This is a genomic window from Hymenobacter aquaticus, assembly GCF_004765605.1.
Lineage (GTDB): Bacteria > Bacteroidota > Bacteroidia > Cytophagales > Hymenobacteraceae > Hymenobacter > Hymenobacter aquaticus.
Genome location: NZ_SRLC01000001.1, coordinates 1,810,120 through 1,830,709 on the forward strand (window position 1 = coordinate 1,810,120; position 20,590 = coordinate 1,830,709).

The 20,590-nt window shown below is 62.8% G+C and carries 21 protein-coding genes; 6 read left to right on the top strand and 15 right to left on the bottom strand.

Features of this window, described 5'->3' with window-relative positions; genetic code table 11:
• The first annotated feature begins 84 nt into the window (after window positions 1-84).
• On the top strand, window positions 85-1,038 hold the full coding sequence (locus tag E5K00_RS07475) for an NmrA family NAD(P)-binding protein (protein WP_135462611.1): 954 nt from the start codon (window positions 85-87) through the stop codon (window positions 1,036-1,038).
• 48 nt (window positions 1,039-1,086) lie between these two features.
• On the opposite strand, the gene E5K00_RS07480 is transcribed toward E5K00_RS07475, so the two are convergent.
• From E5K00_RS07480 to hutU, 11 genes are all read right to left on the bottom strand, one after another.
• On the bottom strand, window positions 1,087-1,692 hold the full coding sequence (locus E5K00_RS07480) for a GrpB family protein (RefSeq protein ID WP_210114283.1): 606 nt from the start codon (window positions 1,690-1,692) through the stop codon (window positions 1,087-1,089).
• Between the two features lie 70 nt (window positions 1,693-1,762).
• Entirely contained in the window at window positions 1,763-2,389 is a 627-nt protein-coding gene (locus E5K00_RS07485) for a hypothetical protein (RefSeq protein ID WP_135462612.1), read from the bottom strand.
• A 65-nt stretch (window positions 2,390-2,454) separates the two neighbouring features.
• Window positions 2,455-2,895, bottom strand: a complete 441-nt coding sequence (locus E5K00_RS07490; RefSeq protein WP_135462613.1) for a hypothetical protein — start codon at window positions 2,893-2,895, stop codon at window positions 2,455-2,457.
• Window positions 2,896-2,978: 83 nt separating this feature from the next.
• Entirely contained in the window at window positions 2,979-4,175 is a 1,197-nt protein-coding gene (locus E5K00_RS07495; RefSeq protein ID WP_135462614.1) for a DUF1624 domain-containing protein, read from the bottom strand.
• A 481-nt stretch (window positions 4,176-4,656) separates the two neighbouring features.
• Window positions 4,657-5,328: an REP-associated tyrosine transposase gene (locus tag E5K00_RS07500; RefSeq protein WP_245328233.1), complete on the bottom strand. Its 672-nt coding sequence runs from the start codon at window positions 5,326-5,328 to the stop codon at window positions 4,657-4,659.
• Window positions 5,329-5,551: 223 nt separating this feature from the next.
• Window positions 5,552-5,878: a GNAT family N-acetyltransferase gene (locus tag E5K00_RS07505; protein WP_135462615.1), complete on the bottom strand. Its 327-nt coding sequence runs from the start codon at window positions 5,876-5,878 to the stop codon at window positions 5,552-5,554.
• Window positions 5,879-6,008: 130 nt separating this feature from the next.
• Entirely contained in the window at window positions 6,009-6,233 is a 225-nt protein-coding gene (locus E5K00_RS07510) for a phosphate ABC transporter substrate-binding protein (protein ID WP_135462616.1), read from the bottom strand.
• Between the two features lie 321 nt (window positions 6,234-6,554).
• Window positions 6,555-7,571 (bottom strand): NADPH-dependent F420 reductase, encoded by a 1,017-nt coding sequence (locus tag E5K00_RS07515; protein ID WP_317128880.1) that lies wholly within the window; start codon window positions 7,569-7,571, stop codon window positions 6,555-6,557.
• A complete protein-coding gene (locus E5K00_RS07520) occupies window positions 7,495-8,208 on the bottom strand; it encodes a hypothetical protein (RefSeq protein ID WP_135462618.1) in 714 nt (237 codons plus the stop codon). The genes E5K00_RS07515 and E5K00_RS07520 overlap by 77 nt, the downstream gene beginning before the upstream one ends.
• Window positions 8,209-8,715: 507 nt before the next feature.
• Window positions 8,716-10,029: an nSTAND1 domain-containing NTPase gene (locus E5K00_RS07525; RefSeq protein WP_135462619.1), complete on the bottom strand. Its 1,314-nt coding sequence runs from the start codon at window positions 10,027-10,029 to the stop codon at window positions 8,716-8,718.
• Window positions 10,030-10,105: 76 nt separating this feature from the next.
• Window positions 10,106-11,935 (bottom strand): urocanate hydratase, encoded by a 1,830-nt coding sequence (gene hutU, locus E5K00_RS07530; RefSeq protein ID WP_210114284.1) that lies wholly within the window; start codon window positions 11,933-11,935, stop codon window positions 10,106-10,108.
• 366 nt (window positions 11,936-12,301) lie between these two features.
• Here hutU and E5K00_RS07535 point away from each other — a divergent pair, with 366 nt between their 5' ends.
• Window positions 12,302-13,387 (top strand): MBL fold metallo-hydrolase, encoded by a 1,086-nt coding sequence (locus E5K00_RS07535; protein ID WP_135462620.1) that lies wholly within the window; start codon window positions 12,302-12,304, stop codon window positions 13,385-13,387.
• A gap of 81 nt (window positions 13,388-13,468) precedes the next feature.
• On the opposite strand, the gene E5K00_RS07540 is transcribed toward E5K00_RS07535, so the two are convergent.
• The 4 genes from E5K00_RS07540 to E5K00_RS07555 all read right to left on the bottom strand — a co-directional run bounded on the left by E5K00_RS07540 (window position 13,469) and on the right by E5K00_RS07555 (window position 17,208).
• Window positions 13,469-14,272, bottom strand: a complete 804-nt coding sequence (locus tag E5K00_RS07540) for a DUF4097 family beta strand repeat-containing protein (RefSeq protein ID WP_135462621.1) — start codon at window positions 14,270-14,272, stop codon at window positions 13,469-13,471.
• A 151-nt stretch (window positions 14,273-14,423) separates the two neighbouring features.
• On the bottom strand, window positions 14,424-15,233 hold the full coding sequence (locus E5K00_RS07545; RefSeq protein WP_135462622.1) for a DUF4097 family beta strand repeat-containing protein: 810 nt from the start codon (window positions 15,231-15,233) through the stop codon (window positions 14,424-14,426).
• A 95-nt stretch (window positions 15,234-15,328) separates the two neighbouring features.
• On the bottom strand, window positions 15,329-16,132 hold the full coding sequence (locus tag E5K00_RS07550; protein ID WP_135462623.1) for a DUF4097 family beta strand repeat-containing protein: 804 nt from the start codon (window positions 16,130-16,132) through the stop codon (window positions 15,329-15,331).
• A gap of 158 nt (window positions 16,133-16,290) precedes the next feature.
• Entirely contained in the window at window positions 16,291-17,208 is a 918-nt protein-coding gene (locus E5K00_RS07555) for an arginase family protein (protein WP_167856791.1), read from the bottom strand.
• Between the two features lie 107 nt (window positions 17,209-17,315).
• Here E5K00_RS07555 and E5K00_RS07560 point away from each other — a divergent pair, with 107 nt between their 5' ends.
• The 4 genes from E5K00_RS07560 to E5K00_RS07575 all read left to right on the top strand — a co-directional run bounded on the left by E5K00_RS07560 (window position 17,316) and on the right by E5K00_RS07575 (window position 20,474).
• Window positions 17,316-17,771 (top strand): hypothetical protein, encoded by a 456-nt coding sequence (locus E5K00_RS07560; RefSeq protein WP_135462625.1) that lies wholly within the window; start codon window positions 17,316-17,318, stop codon window positions 17,769-17,771.
• Window positions 17,772-17,954: 183 nt separating this feature from the next.
• Window positions 17,955-18,689, top strand: coding sequence for a YebC/PmpR family DNA-binding transcriptional regulator (locus tag E5K00_RS07565; protein ID WP_135462626.1), 735 nt, complete (start codon window positions 17,955-17,957; stop codon window positions 18,687-18,689).
• A gap of 113 nt (window positions 18,690-18,802) precedes the next feature.
• A complete protein-coding gene (locus E5K00_RS07570; RefSeq protein WP_135462627.1) occupies window positions 18,803-19,372 on the top strand; it encodes a DinB family protein in 570 nt (189 codons plus the stop codon).
• A gap of 31 nt (window positions 19,373-19,403) precedes the next feature.
• Window positions 19,404-20,474, top strand: coding sequence for a serine hydrolase domain-containing protein (locus E5K00_RS07575; RefSeq protein WP_135462628.1), 1,071 nt, complete (start codon window positions 19,404-19,406; stop codon window positions 20,472-20,474).
• Window positions 20,475-20,590: the final 116 nt, after the last annotated feature.

Below are 20,590 nucleotides of genomic sequence, written 5' to 3' on the forward strand. Positions count from 1 at the left end.
CGGTAGTAGCTGCAAGCGGCGCGGTTTGCCCGGGCCAGCCGGCCAGGGGCACCGCCGCTGGCCCTACCTTTTCTTCCCTGCTTTATGGCATCCCAATCAGCTGAACCAACCTCGGATTTTCCTTCTGCTTCTCCCGCCGCCTCACCCGTCATCGTGCTGGCGGGTGCCACCGGGGCCCTCGGGCTGCTGATTGCCCACCACCTGCGCCGCCGCGGGGCTACCGTGCGGGCTCTCGTACGACCTAGCGCCGAGCACGGGGCCGAAGCAACTTCCCTCCGACTACAAGGCGTGGACATCGTGACCCTGAACTACCACGATGCCCCGGCCCTGACCACCGCCTGCACGGGGGCCGCCTGCGTGGTATCGGCCCTGTCGGGGCTGCGGGAGGTGATTGTGGACGCCCAGACCCGGCTGCTCGACGCGGCCGTGGCGACCGGCGTGCCCCGCTTTATTCCCTCCGACTACTCCGCCGACTTTACCCGCCTGCCGGAAGGCGCCAACCGCAACTTCGACCTGCGCCGCGAGTTTGCGCGCCGCCTCGAGCAGGCTCCGATTCAAGCCACGTCCATTCTCAACGGCATGTTCACGGATTTGCTGACCGGCCAGGCTCCCGTGATTCTGGCGGGGCCGCGCCGGGTGCTGTACTGGGGCAGCGCCGACCAGCCCCTGGACTTTACCACCATGATTAACACGGCCGAGTACACGGCCGCCGCCGCCCTCGACCCTACGACGCCCCGCTACCTGCGCGTGGCCGGCGAAGTAGCCAGCATCCGGGGGCTGCGGGCGGCGGCCGAGGCGGCTACGGGCCAGCCCTACAAGCTGCTGCGGGCCGGCAGCCTGGGCTTGCTGCGCACCATGATTTCGATTACGAAGACGCTGCTGCCGGCCAAAAACGAGGTATTTCCGCCCTGGCAGGGCATGCAGTACCTGCACAACATGCTCAGCGGCCAGGCCAAGCTGCCCGAGCCCCTCGACAACGGCCGCTACCCCGAAATCCGGTGGACGCCGGTGCGGGAAGTGCTGGCTCCGGGCAAATAGCGCGGCAGGCGCACGGCAGTGGCGCGGGCGGCTCGCAGTTCGGGCGGGCTACTCGTGGGCGGCGGGCAGCTGCCAGGCTACGGCCGTGGCCCACAGCTCGGCCGCTTCGTAGATCAGGTGAAAGACGGGCTCCTTCAGAAACAGGTAGCCGTCGATGCTGTCGGGAAACAGGTGAGCGGCCCGCTGCTTCAGCAGGCCGTACTCGGCGCGGGCCCGGGGGCTGGCGCGCAGGTAGTCGCGGAACAGCAGGGCGTAGCGGGCATTGAACCGGCCCGCTTCGCGAAGGTGAATGTGGGTGCGGCGCTGCCCGGCGGGCTCCCGCGCGTAGCCCTTGCGCAGCTCCACCGACGTGGCCGGCAGGCCGTGAAACTCGTCGTACTGCCACTCTTCGCGCAGCCGGAAGCCCGCCGCGCCCAACGGCCGCGCCAGCCCGGCCACGCCCGAGAAGTCGGCCACGGTCAGCTGCACGTCGATGACGTCTTTGGCGCATAAGTCCGGCACGGCCGTGGAGCCGATGTGGTCGATGCGCAGCACCTGCGGCCCCAGCACTGCCCGCAGGTGCCGGGCCAGCTGGGCATACTCCCCGGCCCAGGCCGGCTGGTAGGGCCGCAGCACCACCGGCCTTGATTTGGCAAAACGCTCCATGCTGGACATACTCCCTGAAAAAAAGCCACCGGAAAGCCCGAAAATACGTTATCGGCCGGGCCCGCCAGTAGGCGCGCCGCTATTTTCCCAGGGTGCGCAGGTAGCGGGCCGGAATGGGCAGGCCGCGCAGGTGGTTGGTGAAGGCAAACAAAATGAGCAACGCCACCACCACGCCCAGGCCCCCGATGCCCCAGGCGTGCCGGCGCGCCCGGCGCGGCCCGAAAATACTACTTGCCTTCTGGTAGTGCAGCGCGGCCAGGTGCAGGAAAACCGCCGTGACGGCCAGGAAGTAGTAAGGCACAAAAAACAGGCTGAACGGAAACGTGTTCAGGCCGGCGGCGGCGAAGTAGAAGTTGGTATCCAGGCCAAACCAGACCCGGCCGGACAGCACGGCCCCGGTGTGCGCCAGCAGGAAAAACGCCAGGTACAAGCCCGAAAAAATCTGAAGCCGCCGCGCTGCCGACGGCCCGGGCTGGCGGCGGGCTTGCCCGTACAGCCGCACCCCGGAAACCACCTGCAGGCCCGTGGCCAGCAGCAGCACGGCTTCCACCACCGGGTGGCGGTACCCGACGCGCAGCGCGTTCATCACGGCCAGGTGGGCCGGAATGCCGCTCAGGGCTACCAAATGATTGGCCAGATGAGCCAGGATAAACACCGTCAGCAGCAGTCCGGTCCAGTAATGCGTGGTGGTCAGGGAAGGGCGCATCAGTTGTAGCAAAGGGAAGCGGGTGCAATACTAGCACGGCCTGCCCTTTATGCATAGCGGGCCGCTTATATAGAGCCACTGCCGCCGGCAATTTCCGCCGGGCGGCCGGGCCGGCGGTCCAGCGCCAGCCGCAGACTCAGCAGGGCCAGCACCAGCGTCAGGGGCGTAAAAACGTGCTTTTCCAGCGGATTAACCGACAGCAGATTGCCCACGGTGTTCAGCCCGAACAGCGCCGTCATCAGCCACAGCGCGCCCCGCAGCCAACCGGTGCGGCGGCCAGCGCCCCAGTGGCCGGCCCAGGCCCCGGCCACCCCGGCCAGCACCAGGTTTGCCCCGATGGAAACGGTTTCGAACGCCAGCATCTGGGCCGGGCTCTGTAGGCGGCCGCCCCACACGATTCCGTACGGCACAATGCCGGTGAGAATCAGGGCGTGAAAGAGCACCAGCAGGGAAAGCAAAACTAGCAGGCAAGTAGCCGCCCGGCGGGTGGAAAACAGGTGTTTCATGGCGGAAGGAATAGCCGCGAAGTACGCCATTTCACCAGTACGATGCGCCCGTCATCAGGAGCCGCGCGCCCCGGTACCTTCGCTTAGAGGTACGACAGCCACCAGTAGCGGTGGCGCCGCTTGTAGCTACCGTACCAGCGGCAGGGCCAGTACAGGAGCACCACCACGGCGGCCCACACCGCGTAGGCGCGCCACAGGCTGGGCTCGTAGCCCTTGGGCCAGCTGGCCGGGGGCGTAAACGACAGGTTAACAGCCTGTCCGAACGCCAGGCGGGTCCAGAGCCAGGCCCCGGCACTGATTAGCAGCAGGTGCAGCAGAAAGTAAAAGAAAGGCACCTGCCCGTAGGTGCGCAGGGTGCGCGTCAGGCGGTTGTCTACGGTTTCCAGCCGGCTGAGCAGCAGCAGGGACACGCCCAGCGTGAGGCCCACGAACAGCAGGGAAGGCGGGTACTTGCTCACGTTCAGCAACGACAGCCCCGTGTAGAGCGCGCCCCGGGCCTGCCCGCTCCACGGGGCCGGGTCGCCGTACCAGTTGGTTGCCCGCAGCACCCCGAATACGACCAAGAGCACCGCCCCGGCCGTGCGCAGCCGCCGGGCCCGGTCGGCCAGGGGCAGCCCAAACCACGGCCCCACCACGTAGCCGGCCAGCATCACGCCCAGCCACGGCCCCACGGAATAGGCCACCAGCAGCGGCGGCAACTGGACCAGGGGCAGCACGAAGGGCGTATTGTGCAGCAAGGCCCAGCTGGCGTTGGCGGGAGTCACGGGCTGAATAAAGGGCAGCGCGTCGTGGCCCAGCACGATGAGGGCCGCCAGCGCCGCCAGCACCGGGCGCGGCAGCCAGAGCAGCCCGGCCATCAGCACCATGCCGCCCCCGATGGCCCAGATAACCTCCAGCACCAGCAGCTCGTGGCTCCATTGCAGCAGGAAGGTAATGACCACCACCTCGACGCCAATCAGCCACAGCCCGCGGGTGAGCAGCCGCCAACTGGCCGCGCCCCGGCTCCCCTGCTTCTGCAGTTGCAGCCAGATGCTCACGCCGGAGAGAAACACGAACGTGGGGGCGCAGAAATGGGTAATCCAGCGGGTGAAAAACAGCGCGCCGCTGGCCTGGGTCAGGTCTTCGGGCCGGATGGCGGTGCTGCTCCAGAAGTCGCGCACGTGGTCGAGAGCCATGATAACCATGACCAGGCCGCGCACCACATCCACGGCCTGCACCCGCGGGGTACTACCGGCCCGCCCCGGGGCGGACACGACTTCTGATTCGAGGGCTGCTTGCATACGGGGTGGGCATTCGGTTGGCGGGGAGGTAGCGGCCGGCGCGGGCCTCCGGCGTCCGGCGGCCGTAAGCTACACGTTGGGCCGCATTTAACCAGCTGGACCGCAGCTCATTTTACCCGACCAGCCGGACAAAAAACGTATATTCAGTAAACCCAATATCCAGTGCTATGCAACGCCGCCCCAGGTCGTTCGGGCGGTATTTATCAGACAGAATGATACGTGAGTAACCCAGCACCACCACGAGTTGACCCCAGTTAGACAGCCGGCCCCGCGTCTCTGGCGCGCCCGTTCGCGCAATACACCTGCACGGCGCGGCTGATTCGCGTCACAGACGCTGAGCCGACAAGCACGCGCCGGAGACGCGCGCTTGCCGCGCAACACAGCCTCGTCGCTGGCGCGCGTCTGTGACGCGTGCCTCCCGGTTGCGCGTCTCTGACGCGCCCGTTCGCGCAAATAGCGACGCGTGCCGGCAGCACCTGCGCTATTCCAGAAACTGTACCGGTAGCAAACCACCGTGACCGGCATAAGTGGCCGCCGAGCTATAGAGGTAATGTTCCGGCTCGGCCACTGTCAGATCGGTAACGGGGTTGCGATGCACATACTCGAGCTTTTGCCGGGCAAAGGCTGGGGTAAGCAGCTGCACCGCATGGCTGCCATCCTGCCAGAGCTTATAGTCCTGTACTCGCCGCGTCTGCGCGGCATGAAAAGCAAAGCGGTGCAGCAGCCACTCGCGCCGGCTTTCGGCCTCCTGCTGAATGCGGTACAGCAGCTCCCGATTGGTGTACTTCTTGAAGTCGCGCAGAAAGGCCGAAAGGCTATGGCCCGGCGCTGCCCCGGCAATCAGGTGCAGGTGGCTAGGCATCAGGCACCACGCGTAGAGTAGCAGCCCTTTGTGCTGCTGACAATAGCGTAGACTGTCTACAATGACTGTTTTATAGCTACCCCGCGTGAACAGATCAACCCAGTCCACTACCGTCATGGTCAGGAAATAAATGCCCTCCGGGTCGTTCGGGCGGTATTTATCAGACATAATGATACGTAAGTAATTAAGCCCGTTGAATAGCTGGCGCACGTCACAGCGGCACAGCTGGCCCGCATCTCTGCCGCGCCCGTTCACGCAATATACGTGCACGGCGCGGCTGATTCGCGTCACAGACGCGGAGCCGGAAAGCACGCGTCAGAGACGCGCGCTTGCCGCGTTAGCAGCATGCCCACCCTACTGCTCACTGCTGGCGCGCGTCTCCGACGCGTGCCTCCCGGTTGCGCGTCTCTGACGCGCCCGTTCGCGCAATACACCTGCACGGCGCGGCTGATTCGCGTCACAGACGCGGAGCCGGAAAGCACGCGCCGGAGACGCGTGCTAGACAGCATCCCTACTACTCCGCAGCCGGCAAGAACCAGCGCTGGTAGGCTAGGGCCACCAGGCGCTGCCACTCGGGGTGGCGCTTCAGGTAGCTGGTCACGAAGGGGCACAGCGGAATCAGGGGCTGCTGGCGCCGCGCGGCTTCGGCCAGCACCTTTTCCACCAGGGCCGTGCCCACGCCCTGCCCTTCCAGCTGGCCCGGCACTTCGGTGTGAAACAGGGCCAGGGCCCCTTCCCGCTCGCCGTACTCCATGAAGGCGGTGGCGTGATTCACGGTTAGCTCGAAGCGGTGGCTGCCGCCGTTGTCGATGAGGGGCAGGCTCTGGAGTTCGGGTTTCATGGCAGGCGAGATTAGTGGTAGCGGGCCAAAAGTAGCGGGGCCCGGGCTGGCATGCCACTTCATGCGCCGTAAAACGCAAAGCGCCGCCCCGGTTTCCCGGGGCGGCGCCGATTCTGTAGAAGCCGGAAACCTAGGACTTCCATTGGTTGCGGCGGAACTGCTTCCAGGTTCGCTGTTGCTTGGCCAAGGTGGCGTTGTTCGTTTCGGGGCCATGCGGGAAGCAGACGGCACAGCCGCGGGCTTCTCCGAACACCACGCGCGACACCTGCACGTTGGAAAACTTGGCGGGGAAGGCTACAAAGGGTCCTTCGTCCACGGTGCCAAAGGCTTGCCGGAGTTTCTTTACTCGTTTCATGGGGCTTTGAGTTGGTACTCAAAGCGGGCTGCCTTTAGCAAAGACGGGTAAGTAGATCATGGAGTAGTAACGCACGTTCGGCAGCAGGCCTAAGATAGCAAAACCACCGGACCACGGTCGGCGCCGGTGGGCAACAGTTTCCAGCGGCGGCAAAAAAGGAACAAACCAAAACGTCATGCTGAGCCCCGCGAAGCATCTCTACCGCCAAAGTAACTTTCATTACTACTGTGGTAAAGTTATTTCGCGGGGATCAGCATGACGTTTCTGGCGGCAGTAGATTATAACTCTGCTTTCAAAGTAGCCGCCGCTACCGGGCGGCGGCTATTTCAGCTTGATGCCCTGGTCGGCCATGGCCTGCTCGGTGCGGGCGTGGTTGGCCTTGAACTCGGCGTGCTGGGCCTCGGTGCGCTCGGTGCCCAGGCTGGCCAGGTGCTCGCGCAGCTGGTCGGCGGGCAGGTCGGCGCCGTAGGAGGGCGTGCCGGGCTGCTGCCGCCACGACTCGTGCAGGGTGCCGTCGTCCACGGCGTCGAAGCCCAGCTCATCGACCAGCTGCATGACTTTCTGCTTGGCGGCGCTGTCGTCGGAGGCCACGGGCAGCGAAATGCGGCCCGGCGTGCCGGCGGCTACCCCTTTGTTCTGCAGGTGGTCGGCGTAGATGTTGTTGAACACCTTCACCACCGGGCGGCCCAGGTGCTGCTGCACCCACTCGCTCTCGGTCAGGCTGCCGGTTTCCAGCTCCGGAATCTGGCCGTCGCGCAGCATGGGGTAGTAGTTGCTGGTGTCGATGATGGGCGTATCCTGAGGGACGCTGGCCAGCAGGTTTTTGGGCAGGTCGGGAATGTTCTTGAGCGGGATGGTTACCACGATGAGGTCGGTGCCGTGCTGGGCGGCCTGCTCGGCCGTTACGGCCTTGGCGCCCGTCTTCTGCTCCACCTCCTTCAGGGTTTCCGGCCCGCGGGAGTTGGCAATGTATACCGAGTGGCCGAGGCTGGTGAGCCGCACGGCGAGGGCGCTGCCGATGTGGCCGGCCCCAATAATTCCAATGTTCATAGTCGGGAAAGGTTGTGTGGAATGCGCGCCGGCCCTACGCCGCCGCAGGTGGTTAAACAGCGGCGAGGCGGTTTTGCTTTTTTGCCGCGAATAATGCGCACCTGACCCGGCCCCGGCCCGCCCACAAAAACGCCCGGCTTCCGCGAAGGAAACCGGGCGCTGGGTAGCTGCAAGTAGGATAGTGAGGATAGAGGGGGCGCGGCGGAACGAACTAGCCCAGGGAGGGCGACACCGGCTTTCCGGCCGGGACTTTGGCGGCGGGCTGGTGCTGGTTGAAGTACTTCTTATCGAAGTAGGTGCCGGCCTGCTCGGGGTGCTCGTCGAAGACCAGGCCCAGGGTGCGGGCGTTGCGCGAGAGCTGGCGCGTGAGCAGGTCGCGCTCGGCGTGGGTGCCCACGCGGGCGTCGGCCTGGGCCTTCTTCTGCCCCGTCTGCGCGGTGAGGGCGCCCAGCAGCGCGTCGCGGTGCTGGGTGTAGGTGGCCTTGAAGTCGGCCTCGAACCCCTGCCCTACTTCCGTGAGGGCCGTGTCGTAGCGCTCCAGCAGGCCGGGCCAGGCGGGGTGGTCGGCCTGGTGGTACTCATCGGCGCCATTGGGGTAGAAGCGCAGGCGCTGGGCCTTGTCCTTGAGCTTGTAGTTGACGTATTCGCGGCCGGCGCCCACCAGCCAGTCCACCAGCTGCTGCCGGGCCGTGCCCAGGGTCAGGGTGGTGCCCTTGCCCCCACTGTGGGCCGTACCCGCCTGGCTGCGCTGCCCGAAATACGCCTCGTAGCAGGTCTCGGTAGCCGCAATCAGGGCCGCGAAACGGTCGTGGTCGTTGCCCTGGCGCAGCCGTTCCAGGTGGTCGCGGGTGCCCGCCTCCAGCTCCTCAAAGCTGATGGCGTCGTCGGCGAACCAGTCGCCGAAAATCTTTTCAAAGGATAACATAAATCAGTAAGTAAGTGAAGATTGAACTCCTGCCTAGCTACTAAGAATCCGCTGGAAATCCTACCGAAAAACGCCGGTTCTCCGTTCAGAGCTCTGTTCCTGCCGCCCAGGTTTTCCGGGCCATCATCCAGAGCTCTGGAAAGCCCTCCGCTTTTTTCCGGAGCCCCGTCCAGAGCTCTGGAATACACCCCGGAGTTTTCGGGTCGCCCATCCAGAACTCTGGAAGGCCGACCCGAAAACTCCGGAACCTAAAACAGAAGTCTGGATGGGCAGCCGAAGTTTTCCGGCGGGCCTTCCAGAGTTCTGGGAGGGCTGGGGGCTTTTCCCGGGCGTGAGCCGGTGGTTATAGGCTTTGCTGGCAGGAAAATGGGCTGGTTCCCGATAGAACGAACAACGCCGCCGGAGTTTCCTCGGGCGGCGTTGTTCGTTCTAACAGATAATGATATTACAACGAAGTCCAGCTTAGTAAAGAAAAGTCAGTTCTGCATTAGACTATGTATCTGGTATTTATTCTGAGGCAGGATTTGGCTGGGTAAAAAGTATAGGTCTAGCCCTAACGTATGTTTGAAACAATGAATCCTTGAATCTATAGTGTTTATCTCTAAGTTTAACAAGCTCAGCTCCATATTCTTCAGTAACCAAGTGCCCAACATACTGACTTGGATTATCAACATCTTGTTCAATAGCTAGTTTGTAAGCATCCGTAGTATAAATTTCGCCATCAGTTCTTACATTACTAGATAAAACCTTGAGTACCGTTTCTCTTGATCTAGAGGAAGCTACTGCCTTCTTATATCTGCCTTCCAAAACTGGATCAGCTTCTTTCTCCGCAATAGATTTCAGCACTTCATCTACATAATCCTCGTTTAATTCTTCATACCTTCCCTCAAAGTAAGCAGATCTAAAAGCCTGTTTACCTATGAGATGGACAATATATGGGTGACCATTAGCCAACGTAATAATTCTCCTTTTGGCATCGTCATTAAACGATATAAGATTATTGATAGAAAGTTCCGCATTATTAATAATTTCCTCTAGCTCATCATCATTCATAGAGGGCAGATTTATAACACTACCCGCAAACAATCTATCAGCACTTTGATGCTCCTTCATCAAATTATGTATATCTTGAGCTACCCCAATAATACAGAACTTTAAATAAGGAAGGTTAGTCGCACAAGATTTAAGCAATGAAGCAAACCCTGTCGGGTCAACTATCTGATCGAATTCATCAATTACGATCAATATACCGTTTTTTGCTACACTACTTTTTTGCAAATCATATAGAACGTTTATGAATACTGATTCTATGGAATGCTTTTGCAAAGCTGCGTTCTTAGTAGATTCATCTGTGTCATCACCACCTATTTTCGCCACTCCAATATTCGCACCACCAGTTAGCTTACTGATTTCTTTACTAGCAGAAGGTATTTCATAAATCCATTCAGCAAGGCACGCTCTAGTGGTAAGAAGTCGCTCCATTAGCTGTTCAGTATTTTGAATGGAGTTACCACAAGCTAAATACACGCTCAAATAATCAAGTTTTTCATCATGGTGAATATTAAGCTTGCTTAACAGCTCATTATCCCCTTGGCTAATTTTAATTATCTGCCTTGCTAATGAGGACTTACCAATCCCTCTATTGCCGACTATAGCAATATTACCTCCCTCTGACATCAATGCCAAGTATGCATCTCTAACATATTCACCTCTTCCTGCAAACTTCTTTGGATCCGAAATTTCTTTTGCAGGAACGAAGGCATTTTCAGTCTGTTTAAGCGTTACAACTTGAGTCATTTTTAATTTATTTTTTTGTTTCAAATGCATCTACATTATCCGTGATTTTTTCCACAAAGTTACTCCGCCGCTTATGAAAGTAGTGGCTTGTTATTTCACTTTAAGGAATCTTCACCCCGCGTTCCTGGGCTACCTGCTGGGCCAGCTCGTAGCCCGCGTCGGCGTGGCGGAAGACGCCCATGCCGGGGTCGGTGGTGAGGACGCGGCGCAGGCGCTCGGCTTTTTCGGGGGTACCGGTGGCTACTATCACCATGCCGGAGTGGGTGCTGTTGCCGATGCCCACGCCGCCGCCGTTGTGCAGGCTCACCCAGTCGGCGCCGGAGGCGGTGTTGGCCAGGGCGTTGAGCAGGGGCCAGTCGGCCACGGCGTCGGAGCCGTCCTTCATGCCCTCGGTTTCGCGGTTGGGCGAGGCCACGGAGCCGCAGTCGAGGTGGTCCCGGCCGATGACGATGGGGGCCGAGACTTCGCCGCGGGCCACCAGGTCGTTGATGACCAGGCCGAACTTTTCCCGCTCGCCGTAGCCCAGCCAGCACACGCGGGCGGGCAGGCCGATACACGGGACCTTAGCCTGAGCCTTCTCAATCCAGCGAGCCAGCATTTTATTGTCAGGAAACGTTTCGAGCAGGGCGCGGTCGATGCGCAGAATATCCTGCTGGTCGCCGCTCAGCGCAACCCAGCGGAAAGGTCCTTTTCCTTCACAGAATAAAGGCCGGATATACGCGGGCACGAAGCCGGGGTAGAGGAACTGCCCGTGTTCGTCGCGCACTTGCAGGCCGCCTTTTTCGGCCTGCCCGCGCAGGTTGTTGCCGTAGTCGAGGGCCACGCTGCCGCCGGCCTGCATGTCGATGATGGCCTGGCAGTGCTTCACGATGGAGGCCAGGGCCTGGCGCTTGAACTCCTCGGGGTTGTTTTTGCGCAGCGCCAATACCTGCGTGATGTCGCCCTCGGGAATGTAGTCCATCAGGTCGTGGGCCGAGGTTTGGTCCGTCACGATGTCGGCCTTGTAGCCCCGGGCCAGCAGCTCGGGCAATACCGTGGCGGCGTTGCCGGTCAGGCCGATGCTCCAGCCCTGGCGCGCCTGCTTGTACTGCTCGCACAGCGCCAGGGCGTGGTTTAGGTCGCGGGCCTGCTCGTCGAGGTAGCCTTCCTGCACCTTCTGTTTCACGCGGGCGTCGATGGGCTCGATGACCAGGCACACGCCGTCGTTCATGGTCACGGCCAGGGGCTGCGCGCCCGACATGCCGCCCAGGCCGGCGGTAATGGTGACGGTGCCGGCCAGGGTGCCCGCAAAGTGCTGGTCGGCCACGGCGGCGAAGGTTTCGTAGGTTCCTTGCAGGATGCCCTGGGTGGCAATGTAAATCCAGGAGCCGGCCGTCATCTGCCCGTACATCATCAGGCCCAGCTTATCCAGCTCGTCGAAGTACTCCTGGGTGCTCCAGGCGGGCACGATGTTGCTGTTGGCAATGAGCACGCGCGGGGCGTGGGCCCAGGTGCGCAGCACGCCCACCGCCTTGCCCGACTGCACCAGCATGGTTTCGTCGGCTTCCAGGTTCTTGAGGGTCTTGACGATGGTTTGGTACTCCTTCCAGTTGCGGGCGGCGCGGCCCGCGCCGCCGTACACGATCAGCTCGTCGTAGACGAGGCTTACGGCCGGGTCGAGGTTGTTTTCCAGCATGCGCAGGGCCGCTTCGGCCTCCCAGGTTTTGCAGCGCAGGGTGGTGCCGTGCATGGCTTTCACCGTTTCCTCGGGCTTGTACTCGTAGTACATCGGGCGGCCCCCACCCCCCGGCCCCGCATCTGCTTTAGGCGCAGAGCCCTCGGGCGAGGGGGAGCCAGACGACTTGGGCGCTTGGGTGTGGTCGGATTGGCTGGTGGCTTCGAGGTTGAGCTCGGGCGTGTCGAGGGAAGCGGGCGTAGACGGCTGGGACATGGGTGGCAGGGAGTTGAGAGGGAATGGGTGGAGCGGCAAGTTAGTTTTTTTGCCTTTCTGCGCTACTGCGGGCGGGGCCGGCGTTTCGGGCGGGGATTTTTCCCGCGTCGGTCATTCCGCGCCCGGCGAATAACTGACGGCCCCTACCCCACCACGGCGTAGTGCCAACGTGACCAGGCTGTTCGACACGCTGCTGGACGGACCTGGTCGGGTTGAATCCTGGTTGCCCAGGTTCTTCACTGCGGCCAGGCTGACCGGCGCGGTGGCGTTGCGCTCGGCCTGTACAACCCGCCCAAGTCGGCTTATCCATACCCTTACCCCGGGTTTCTGCGTAGTTCCATTTCCGTCCAACCAACACCCCGACCGATGAAACAAGTAGCTCCTGGCGTACACCAGCTCACGATTCAACGCTTTGTCAACCTGTATTTCGTAGAAACCGGCCGCTCCGGCGAGTGGGTGCTGGTTGATACCGGCCTGCCCGGCGCGGCCAAAGACGTTATTGCCGCCGCCGATAAGCTGTTCTATCCCGGCACTCATCCTGAGGCCATCATCCTGACCCACGGCCACATGGACCACGCCGGCAACGCCCGCGAGCTGGCCGAGCACTGGAAAGTACCGGTGCTGGCCCACGCCCTGGAAATGCCCTTCCTGACCGGCAAAGCCGTGTATCCGCCCGCCGACCCTACCGTGGACGGCGGCGGCTCCCTGGCCTTCGTGGCCCGGTTTTTCCCGCCCCAGTCGTTTCAGCTCAGCGACATCGTGCAGGTGCTGCCCGCCCCGGACACGGACCCGCCCTTCCTCCCCGACTGGCAACTGATCCACGTGCCGGGCCACGCGCCGGGGCAGGTTGCCCTGTTCCGCGAAAAGGACCGCACCCTGCTGGGTGCCGACGCCTTTGCCACGGCCAACCACGAGTCGGTGCCGGCGCTGCTGCTGCAGCGGCCCCGCATCAGCGTGGCCGGCGCGCCCTTCAACTACAACTGGGAGCAGGTGCGCGCCTCGGTGCAGACGCTGGCGGCGCTGCGGCCCCAGGCCATCGGCTGCGGCCACGGCCCCGTGATTCAGGGCGCGGAGGCCGAGCAAGGGCTGACGGCCCTGGCCGAAAACTTCCCCATGCCCACCCACGGCCGCTACGTATTGGAACCCGCCCGCACCGACGAAACCGGCGTGCAGTACGTGCCCAGCGCCCCCATCGACACGCTGCCCTCCAAGCTGGCCATGATTGGCGCGGGCGTCGGGCTGGCCGTTACGGCGGTGGCGCTGCTGTCGGCGGGCGGCAAGAAGAAGAAAAAGAAGGCCGGCCGCCGCGCCCCGGCTTCCTACGGCTACGCCGGCAGCTTCGACAGCCAGTATGACGACTACGAGAACAACTACGGCGTGCAGCCCGACGGCACCGTGGTAGGCCCCGGCCCCAGCCACCCCGGCTGGCGCAAGGGCGGCGTGGGCGACTAATCCTCACTCGGTGCCCCAAGCAAAAGGCCGCAGTAAGCAGATGCTTGCCGCGGCCTTTTCGGTTGTGGTTATTTGCTCGGCTTACAGCTGCGTGAGCGTGACGCTGCCTTTGGTGGTCACGGCCCGCAGGGAAGCGCCGCCCTGGCCCAGCGTGGCGGTTACCACTTTCTGCAAGGTTTCCGACGTGGTGACGGGCAGGCGGCCGGCGCTGATGGAGCCCACCGTGGTAGCGGCATACACGCGGGCCGAGTAGGTTTTGGGCAACGTCCAGGTGATGCTGCCGTTCAGGGTCGTCACGTCGAGGCCCTCGCCCACCCATTTGGGCCCGGCCAGCTTGATTTTCACGCCCCCGTTCACAGTGCGGCCCTTCACGCTGCCGCCCACGTTGGTCAGGGAAATGGCGCCGTTGGCCGCCTCGAAGGTAACGGCCCCCTGCAAGTCGCTCAGGTTGATGCCGCCGTTGAGGGTGCGCAGCGTGAGGGCCATGCCGCGGGGCACGAACACCTCGTAGCTCACGGCCCAGCCCAGCTCACCGGGCTCCGAGCTTTCGGCCCGCAGGGTGTAGTCTTTGGCCATGATGGTGACGCTTTTGCCCAGCTGCCGGGCTTCCTCGTCGGTTTTGCCCCAGGCCAGAATCTTGGCCCGGACGCGCACGTCGGTACCATCCCAGCCCTTGACGGTAATGCCGCCGTTGGCCCGCCCGTCGATGGTGATGCCCTGCCCGGCCGGGGCGGGCAGGATTTTGTCGCGGGTTTCGCAGTAGCGCTTACTGCTGCTGCTGGTGAAGGTGCCGTCGCCGCAGGTGAAGGTGAAGACGGGGGCCGTCTGGGCCCGGGCCGACCAGGCCGATACGCTCAGGAGCAGAGCCAGCAAAGGAATTTTCATGCAGCACGAGGCGAAAAGGCAAGGCGGCCAGCCGGCCGCTGCTGTCCACAAGCACAAATGCCGCCAATTAGTTGCCGGGTTTGCCGGCAGCCCACAAAAAAAGCAGCTCTGCCGGCCGGAAGAGCTGCTTTTGCAAACTGAGTAGCGGCTGCTATTCCTGGTTGACCTTGATGCCGCCGTTGGTGGTCACGGCTTTCAGGGAAGCGCCGCCCTGGCCCAGATTGGCGGCAATTTCCTTGTGCATGAAGCCCGATTTGGTCACGGTCAGGTTGTCGGCCTTGATGGAGCCCATCATGGTGCTGGTGTAGAGCCGGGCCGAGTAGTTTTTGGGCAGGTCCCAGGTGATGCCGCCGTTGGTGGTCGTCACGTCGAGGCCCTGGCCTTCCCACTTGGTGCCGGCCAGCCTGATGTTCAGCCCGCCGTTCACGGTCTGGCCTTTCACCCGGCCCGACACGTTGCTGAGCGACACGCCCCCGTTGACGGCCTCAAACTGCACCTCCGAGTCGAGGTTGCTCAGGCTGATGCCGCCGTTGACGGTGGTCAGGGCCAGGGCCGTTTTGCGGGGCACGAACACCTCGTAGCTTACCGCCCAACCCTGGTCGTTCTGCTCGGGGCCCTGGGCGCGGAGCGTGTTGCCGGCGCTGGAAATCGTCAGCTTTTTGGCGAGCTGCGCGGCCTCGGCATCGGTTTTGGCCCAGGTGCTCACTTTGGCCCGGACGCGCACGTCGGCACCGTCCCAGCCCTTCACCGTGATGCCGCCGTTGGCCCGCCCGTCGATGGTCAGCTTTCGGGCGCCGGGGGCGGGCATGGTCAGCTCGCGGATTTCGCAGTAGCGCCTGGTGCTGTTGGGGCTGGTGTAGGTATTGCCCTCGGTGCAGGCCGAGGTGAACGTGGGAGCGGTTTGGGCCAGGGCCGGCAGGGTAGTCAGGGCCAGCAGCAGGGCCGCGGAAAAGGTTTTCATAGCGCAGAAAGGAAGAAGTGAAAGTTGAGGCGGCCGCAACGGCGGGCCGCTTATCTAGCTAGAAGCAAGTAAGGCGCGAAGCGTTGCCTGGGCTGTTACTGGGCGCGCTTGATGGAGATGCCGCCGTTGGTGGTCACGGCCCTGACGGGGGCGCCGCCCTGACCCAGGTTCACGGCTATTTCCCGCCCGATTTTGCCTTTCACCGCCGTATCGAAGTCGGTGTCGACGGGGCCGTGCTGGGTGCTGCTGTAGAGCTGGGCCGAGTAGTTGGCCGGTACTTTCCAGGCAATGCGGCCGTTCTGAGTGGCCACGTCGAGGCCCTTGCCCTCCCACTTCTTACCGGCCAGCGTGATGTTCAGAGCCCCATTCTGGGTGTGGCCGCGCACGTCGCCGCCCGCCCCGGCAATGGTGACCGAGCCGTTCTGGGCCTCGAACGTAACCGGGCCGCGCAGGTCCTTCAGGCTGATGCTGCCGTTGTGGGTTTTCAGGTCCAGGGCCGTTTTTTCGGGCACGAATATCTCGTAGCTCACCGCCCACTGCTGCTCCTCTTCTGCCGCCGGGCCGGCTTGCAGGCGGTTGTTGCTGGTTGAAATCTGCACGGTGGCCGCCTGCGCCTTGGCCGCGGCGGCATCGGCGCCCCAGATGCTTATTTTGGCCCGCACCCGCACGTCTTGCCCCGCCCAGCTTTTCACCGTGATGCTGCCGTTGCGCCGCCCGTCCACCGTCAGCGGCCCCGACTTGGGCACGGCCATCATCAGGTCGCGGGTTTCGCAGTAGCGCTCCTGGCCGCTGTGGTAGTATTTGCCCTCGTCGCAGGTCGAGGTGAAGGCGGGGGCCGTTTGCGCGGCTACGGGCAGGGCCGCCGTGCTGAGCAAGAAAGCGGCAAGTAATTTTTTCATGGGAGTAAGGCTGGTTGGGAAGAAGTTGAACAACGGACGGCCCGCAAACCGGAACCGCTGCACAACCAACGAAATATTTCGTATTTAATCACGAATTATTTCGTACTTCTTTTCCAGCCGCCGCCCCTTACTCGATTAACGCATTATTACACAACAAATTACTTACCCGATATTTCCTGCGCCACCCCCGTAATAAAGGCCGTAATGATGGTAGCGGCCAGCCGGGCCGTCTGGTTGTCCCGGTCGAAAACCGGGTTCAGCTCCACCACTTCAAACAGGCGCACGGCCGGGTGCCGGCCGGCCAGGAAAGCCGCTTCCACGGCCTGCCGGGGCGTAAACCCATCGGCACTGGGTGCCGACACGGCCGGGGCGTAGGCTTCGGCGCACCCGTCGATGTCGAAGCTGACGAAGGCGGAGCCCCCGGCGGCGGCGCGGCGCAGGGCCCGCTCCATAAACAGCGCCATGCCATCCTGCTGCACGTGGGCCAGGGGCACGATGGTAGCCTGCTGCTGGTGCAGAAAGTCGATATCCTCCTTGGTGTTGAGGTTAGAATGCAGGCCGATTTCGGTGAAACGAGCCCCGGCCAGCACGTTTTCCCGTAGGAGCTTGCCAAAGGGCGTCCCGCTGCTGATGAGGCCGGGCCGGTCTTTCACGTCGGCGTGGGCGTCGAGGTTGATGCCGCCCACGGGCTGCCCGCCGCTGGCATCGGAAAGGCCGCGCACGGTGCTGTAGGTGCCGTCGTGGGAGCCGCCCAGCACGACTACCCGCGGGTATTGCGCCAGCAGCTCGGCCAGGCGCTGCTGGATGGTGGCGTGATTTACAGTATGGTCGGGGTCGAGCAGGGCCAGGTTGCCCGCGTCGGCGATGCGCAGCGCGGAGAGGTCCACGTCGTGCTCCAGGTTGTAGGTTTTGTGGTAGCGGCGCAGCTCCCGGCGGATGGCGTCGGGGGCGTGCACGGCCCCGGCCCGGCCGCCTTCCAGCACGGTACCAAAATCGAGGGGCAGGCCCACCAGGCAGATATCGGCCTGGGGCAGCTCGGCGGCGGGCCGGATCAATTCGCGCAGAAACGTGGGCATGGGCAAGGGGCAACGAGGGTGGAAAACGGCGAAATGTAGCTTGATCCGGGCATTCGTGCCCGGCCCGCCGGCCCGGTCCGGCCTCATTTTCCTGCGTATCTTGCCTTATGCTTACTCGTCTTCTGCTTTTCAGCGCCCTGCTGCTGGCAACCGTCGGCGGCCGGCCAGCCCAGGCCCAGCAACGCACCCAACCCAAGTCGGCGGTGCTCAGCGCCTCGTTTTTCCGGTCCTACACCTACCTCTCCTACGCCATCGTCGATACGGAAACCAGCGCCAAGCCGATGCTGGCCCAGGGCGTGGGCGGCTCGCTGACCCTGCACCCCGACGGCACCTACCAGAAACGCCTGCAGCTGGCGGGCAACGGCGGCACGATGAGCTTCAGCCAGGACGGCCGCTTTACCTTCTCCGGCGACCAAATCACCTTTCGCTACACCGACAGCAAAGGCCAGGCCCGCTCCGACCAGGGCTCGTTCGTGTTTCAGCCCAAGGCCCGCACCCTCACGCTGACGCTGATCGGCTACCCGGCCGGCAACAAAGGCATCTACACCCTGCGGGCGGATTAATTGGTTGTTGATTGTTGGGAGTTGATTGTTGGAAGTTGTGATGCGTTTTAACGATCAACTCCCAACAATCAACAATTCTCCCAATTGCGCCCGGCCGCCCTTTCTGCTAACTTGCAGCCCCTTTCTGGGCCACCCACCCAGCTCAACAACTCACAAATTCACCATTTCACTCATTCACTATAGATGGGAAGAGCATTTGAATTCCGCAAAGGCCGGAAGATGAAGCGCTGGGACAAGATGTCCAAGGACTTTACCCGCATCGGCCGGGAAATCGTAATGGCCGTGAAGGAAAGTGGTCCTAACCCGGATACCAACTCCCGCCTGCGCACGGCCATGCAGAACGCCAAGGGCGTGAACATGCCCAAGGACCGCGTGGAAGCCGCCATCAAGCGGGCCAGCAGCAAGGAGGAAAAAGACTACCAGGAAGTGGTGTACGAGGGCTACGCGCCCCACGGCGTGGCCGTCGTCATCGAAACGGCCACCGACAACCCGACCCGCACCGTGGCCAACGTGCGCATGTACTTCAACCGGGGCAACGGCGCCCTGGGCACGGCCGGCTCCTCAGACTACACCTTTACCCGCAAGGGCGTGTTCCGCCTCGCCGCCGAGGGCCTCGACCTCGACGAGCTGGAGCTGGAGCTGATTGATGCCGGCGCCGAAGACGTGTACGCCGACCAGGAAGAAGACGAGCACGGCAACGTGAAGGACTTCATCGTGGTGGAAACCGCCTTCACCGACTTCGGCCAGATGCAGAAAGCCCTGGAAGAAAAGCACCTCAACGTGGTGTCGGCCAACCTGCAGCGCGTGCCCAACACGACCGTAACCCTGGAAGGCGAGCAGCTGGAAGAGGTGATGAACCTGATTGAGAAGTTCGAAGAGGACGACGACGTGCAGGCCGTATACCACACGCTGGGCTAAGCCTTGCCGAACCGGAAAAACCTTCCGAAACGCGGGCCGCTCCGGTTGGGGCGGCCCGCGGTGCTTTTACCGCTACCTTCGACTTCCAATCAGCCCTCCGGAATACCCATCTCATGCAGCTCCAGGCCACAATTACCGAAATCCGGGACCGTCTGAACTCAACCTTTGCCAAGCAGGACGAGTGGTTTGATAAACCGGCCGAGCTGCGCGCTTTCCGCCCGCAACACGGGGGCTGGACCATCGACGAAGTATTGGAGCATATCGGGCTGACCAACCACTATCTACTCATCCTCATCACCAAAGCCACCCGCAAAGCTTTGCTGAATGCTGCCGACGCCGACCTGCAGGCTGAGCTGAGCAGCCACGTATTTCAGCGCGACAAGCTCACTGAAATTGGGCAGCATAAGTCTTTTGCCTGGGTGCGTCCCGAGCACATGGAACCCACCGGCGCCAAGCCCCTGCCCGAAGTACGCGCCCAGCTGCAAGACCAGCTCGGCCAGTGCCTCAACAGCCTAAACCAACTCAAAAACGGGGAAGGCGTGCTCTATAAAACGACCATGTCGGTGAATGAGCTGGGCAAAATTAACGTGTATGAGTACCTGTATTTTCTGGCTCAGCACGGCCAGCGCCACCTGACCCAGATGGCAAAGAACGAAGCCGAATTTGCGGCTCGCCCCCGCTAGTCTTAGCCGTTTTCCTGCTCTTCCGAATTCTATGAAATTCCTCATTACCAGCCTGTTTTTATTGTTCTACTCCTTTCTTGCCACGGCCCAGCAAGCCGAGCTGGAAGCCCTGCGCAAGCGCGAAAACGTCACCGGCTTGCAGCTGGTTTACACCAGAAAGGGCGAAACCAGGCAGTACAGCCTCGGGCAGCGGCAGGCCAGCACCACCCCGGCCCCGATGACGGCCACGACCACCATGCAGGCTGCTTCGCTGGGCAAAGTGGTGCTGGCCTACACCGCCCTGCGCCTCCACGACCAGGGCCGCTTCGACCTCGACCAGCCCCTGCTGACTTACGCGCCCTACCCGCGCCTGCAAAACGAGCCCCGAGCCACCCGGATTACCGCCCGCATGGTGCTGGGCCATACCACCGGCCTGCCCAACTGGGCCGATTACCCCCTGGCCGAAAGCTGGAAAACCTCGCAGCTGACGTTGAAATTCGCCCCCGACAGCTGCTGGAGCTACTCCGGGGAAGGCTACGTGTGGCTGCAGCGCACCCTGGAGCACCTTACCGGTAAGTCGCTCGAAGAACTGGCCCGGCAGGAGGTTTTCAAGCCCCTGAAGATGCCCCACAGCTCCTTCGTCTGGCAAGCCCGCTTCGAGCAGAACGCTGCCTACGGCCACGATAAAGCCGGCCAGCCCACCGACGTCAAGCGGTTCCGGGAGCCCAACGGCGGCTTTAGCCTGCTGACCACCGCCGCCGACTACAGCCGCTTCCTGCGGGCCCTGCTGACGGGCCAGGGCCTGAAGCCCGCCACCGCCCGGCTACTGACCACCGCCGCCACCCCCGCCACCCGCTGCACCACGCCCCTCACCCCCACCGATGCCAGCATCAGCTGGGCCTGGGGGCCGGGACTGGCCGCTACCAGCCACGGCCCGGCCCAGTGGCACTGGGGCGACAACGGCGACTTCCGCGGCTTCTTCATGACCTTTCCCCAAACCCAGGAAACCCTGCTCCTGCTCACCAACAGCGCCAACGGCCTCAAAATCGTGGACGACGTGCTGCGCCTCTTCGTGGGCCCCGGCCAGTACCAGGCCATGCAGTGGCTAGCCGAGGAGAAATAGCCATTCCTGATTAGCCGTAAAGCCAGTCCGTAGCGCGAACTTTGTAGCTAGCCTGCCTAGCGTCGTTCGTGTGTGCACAAGTCGTCTGGCTCCCCGAAGAATGCTTGATGCGCATT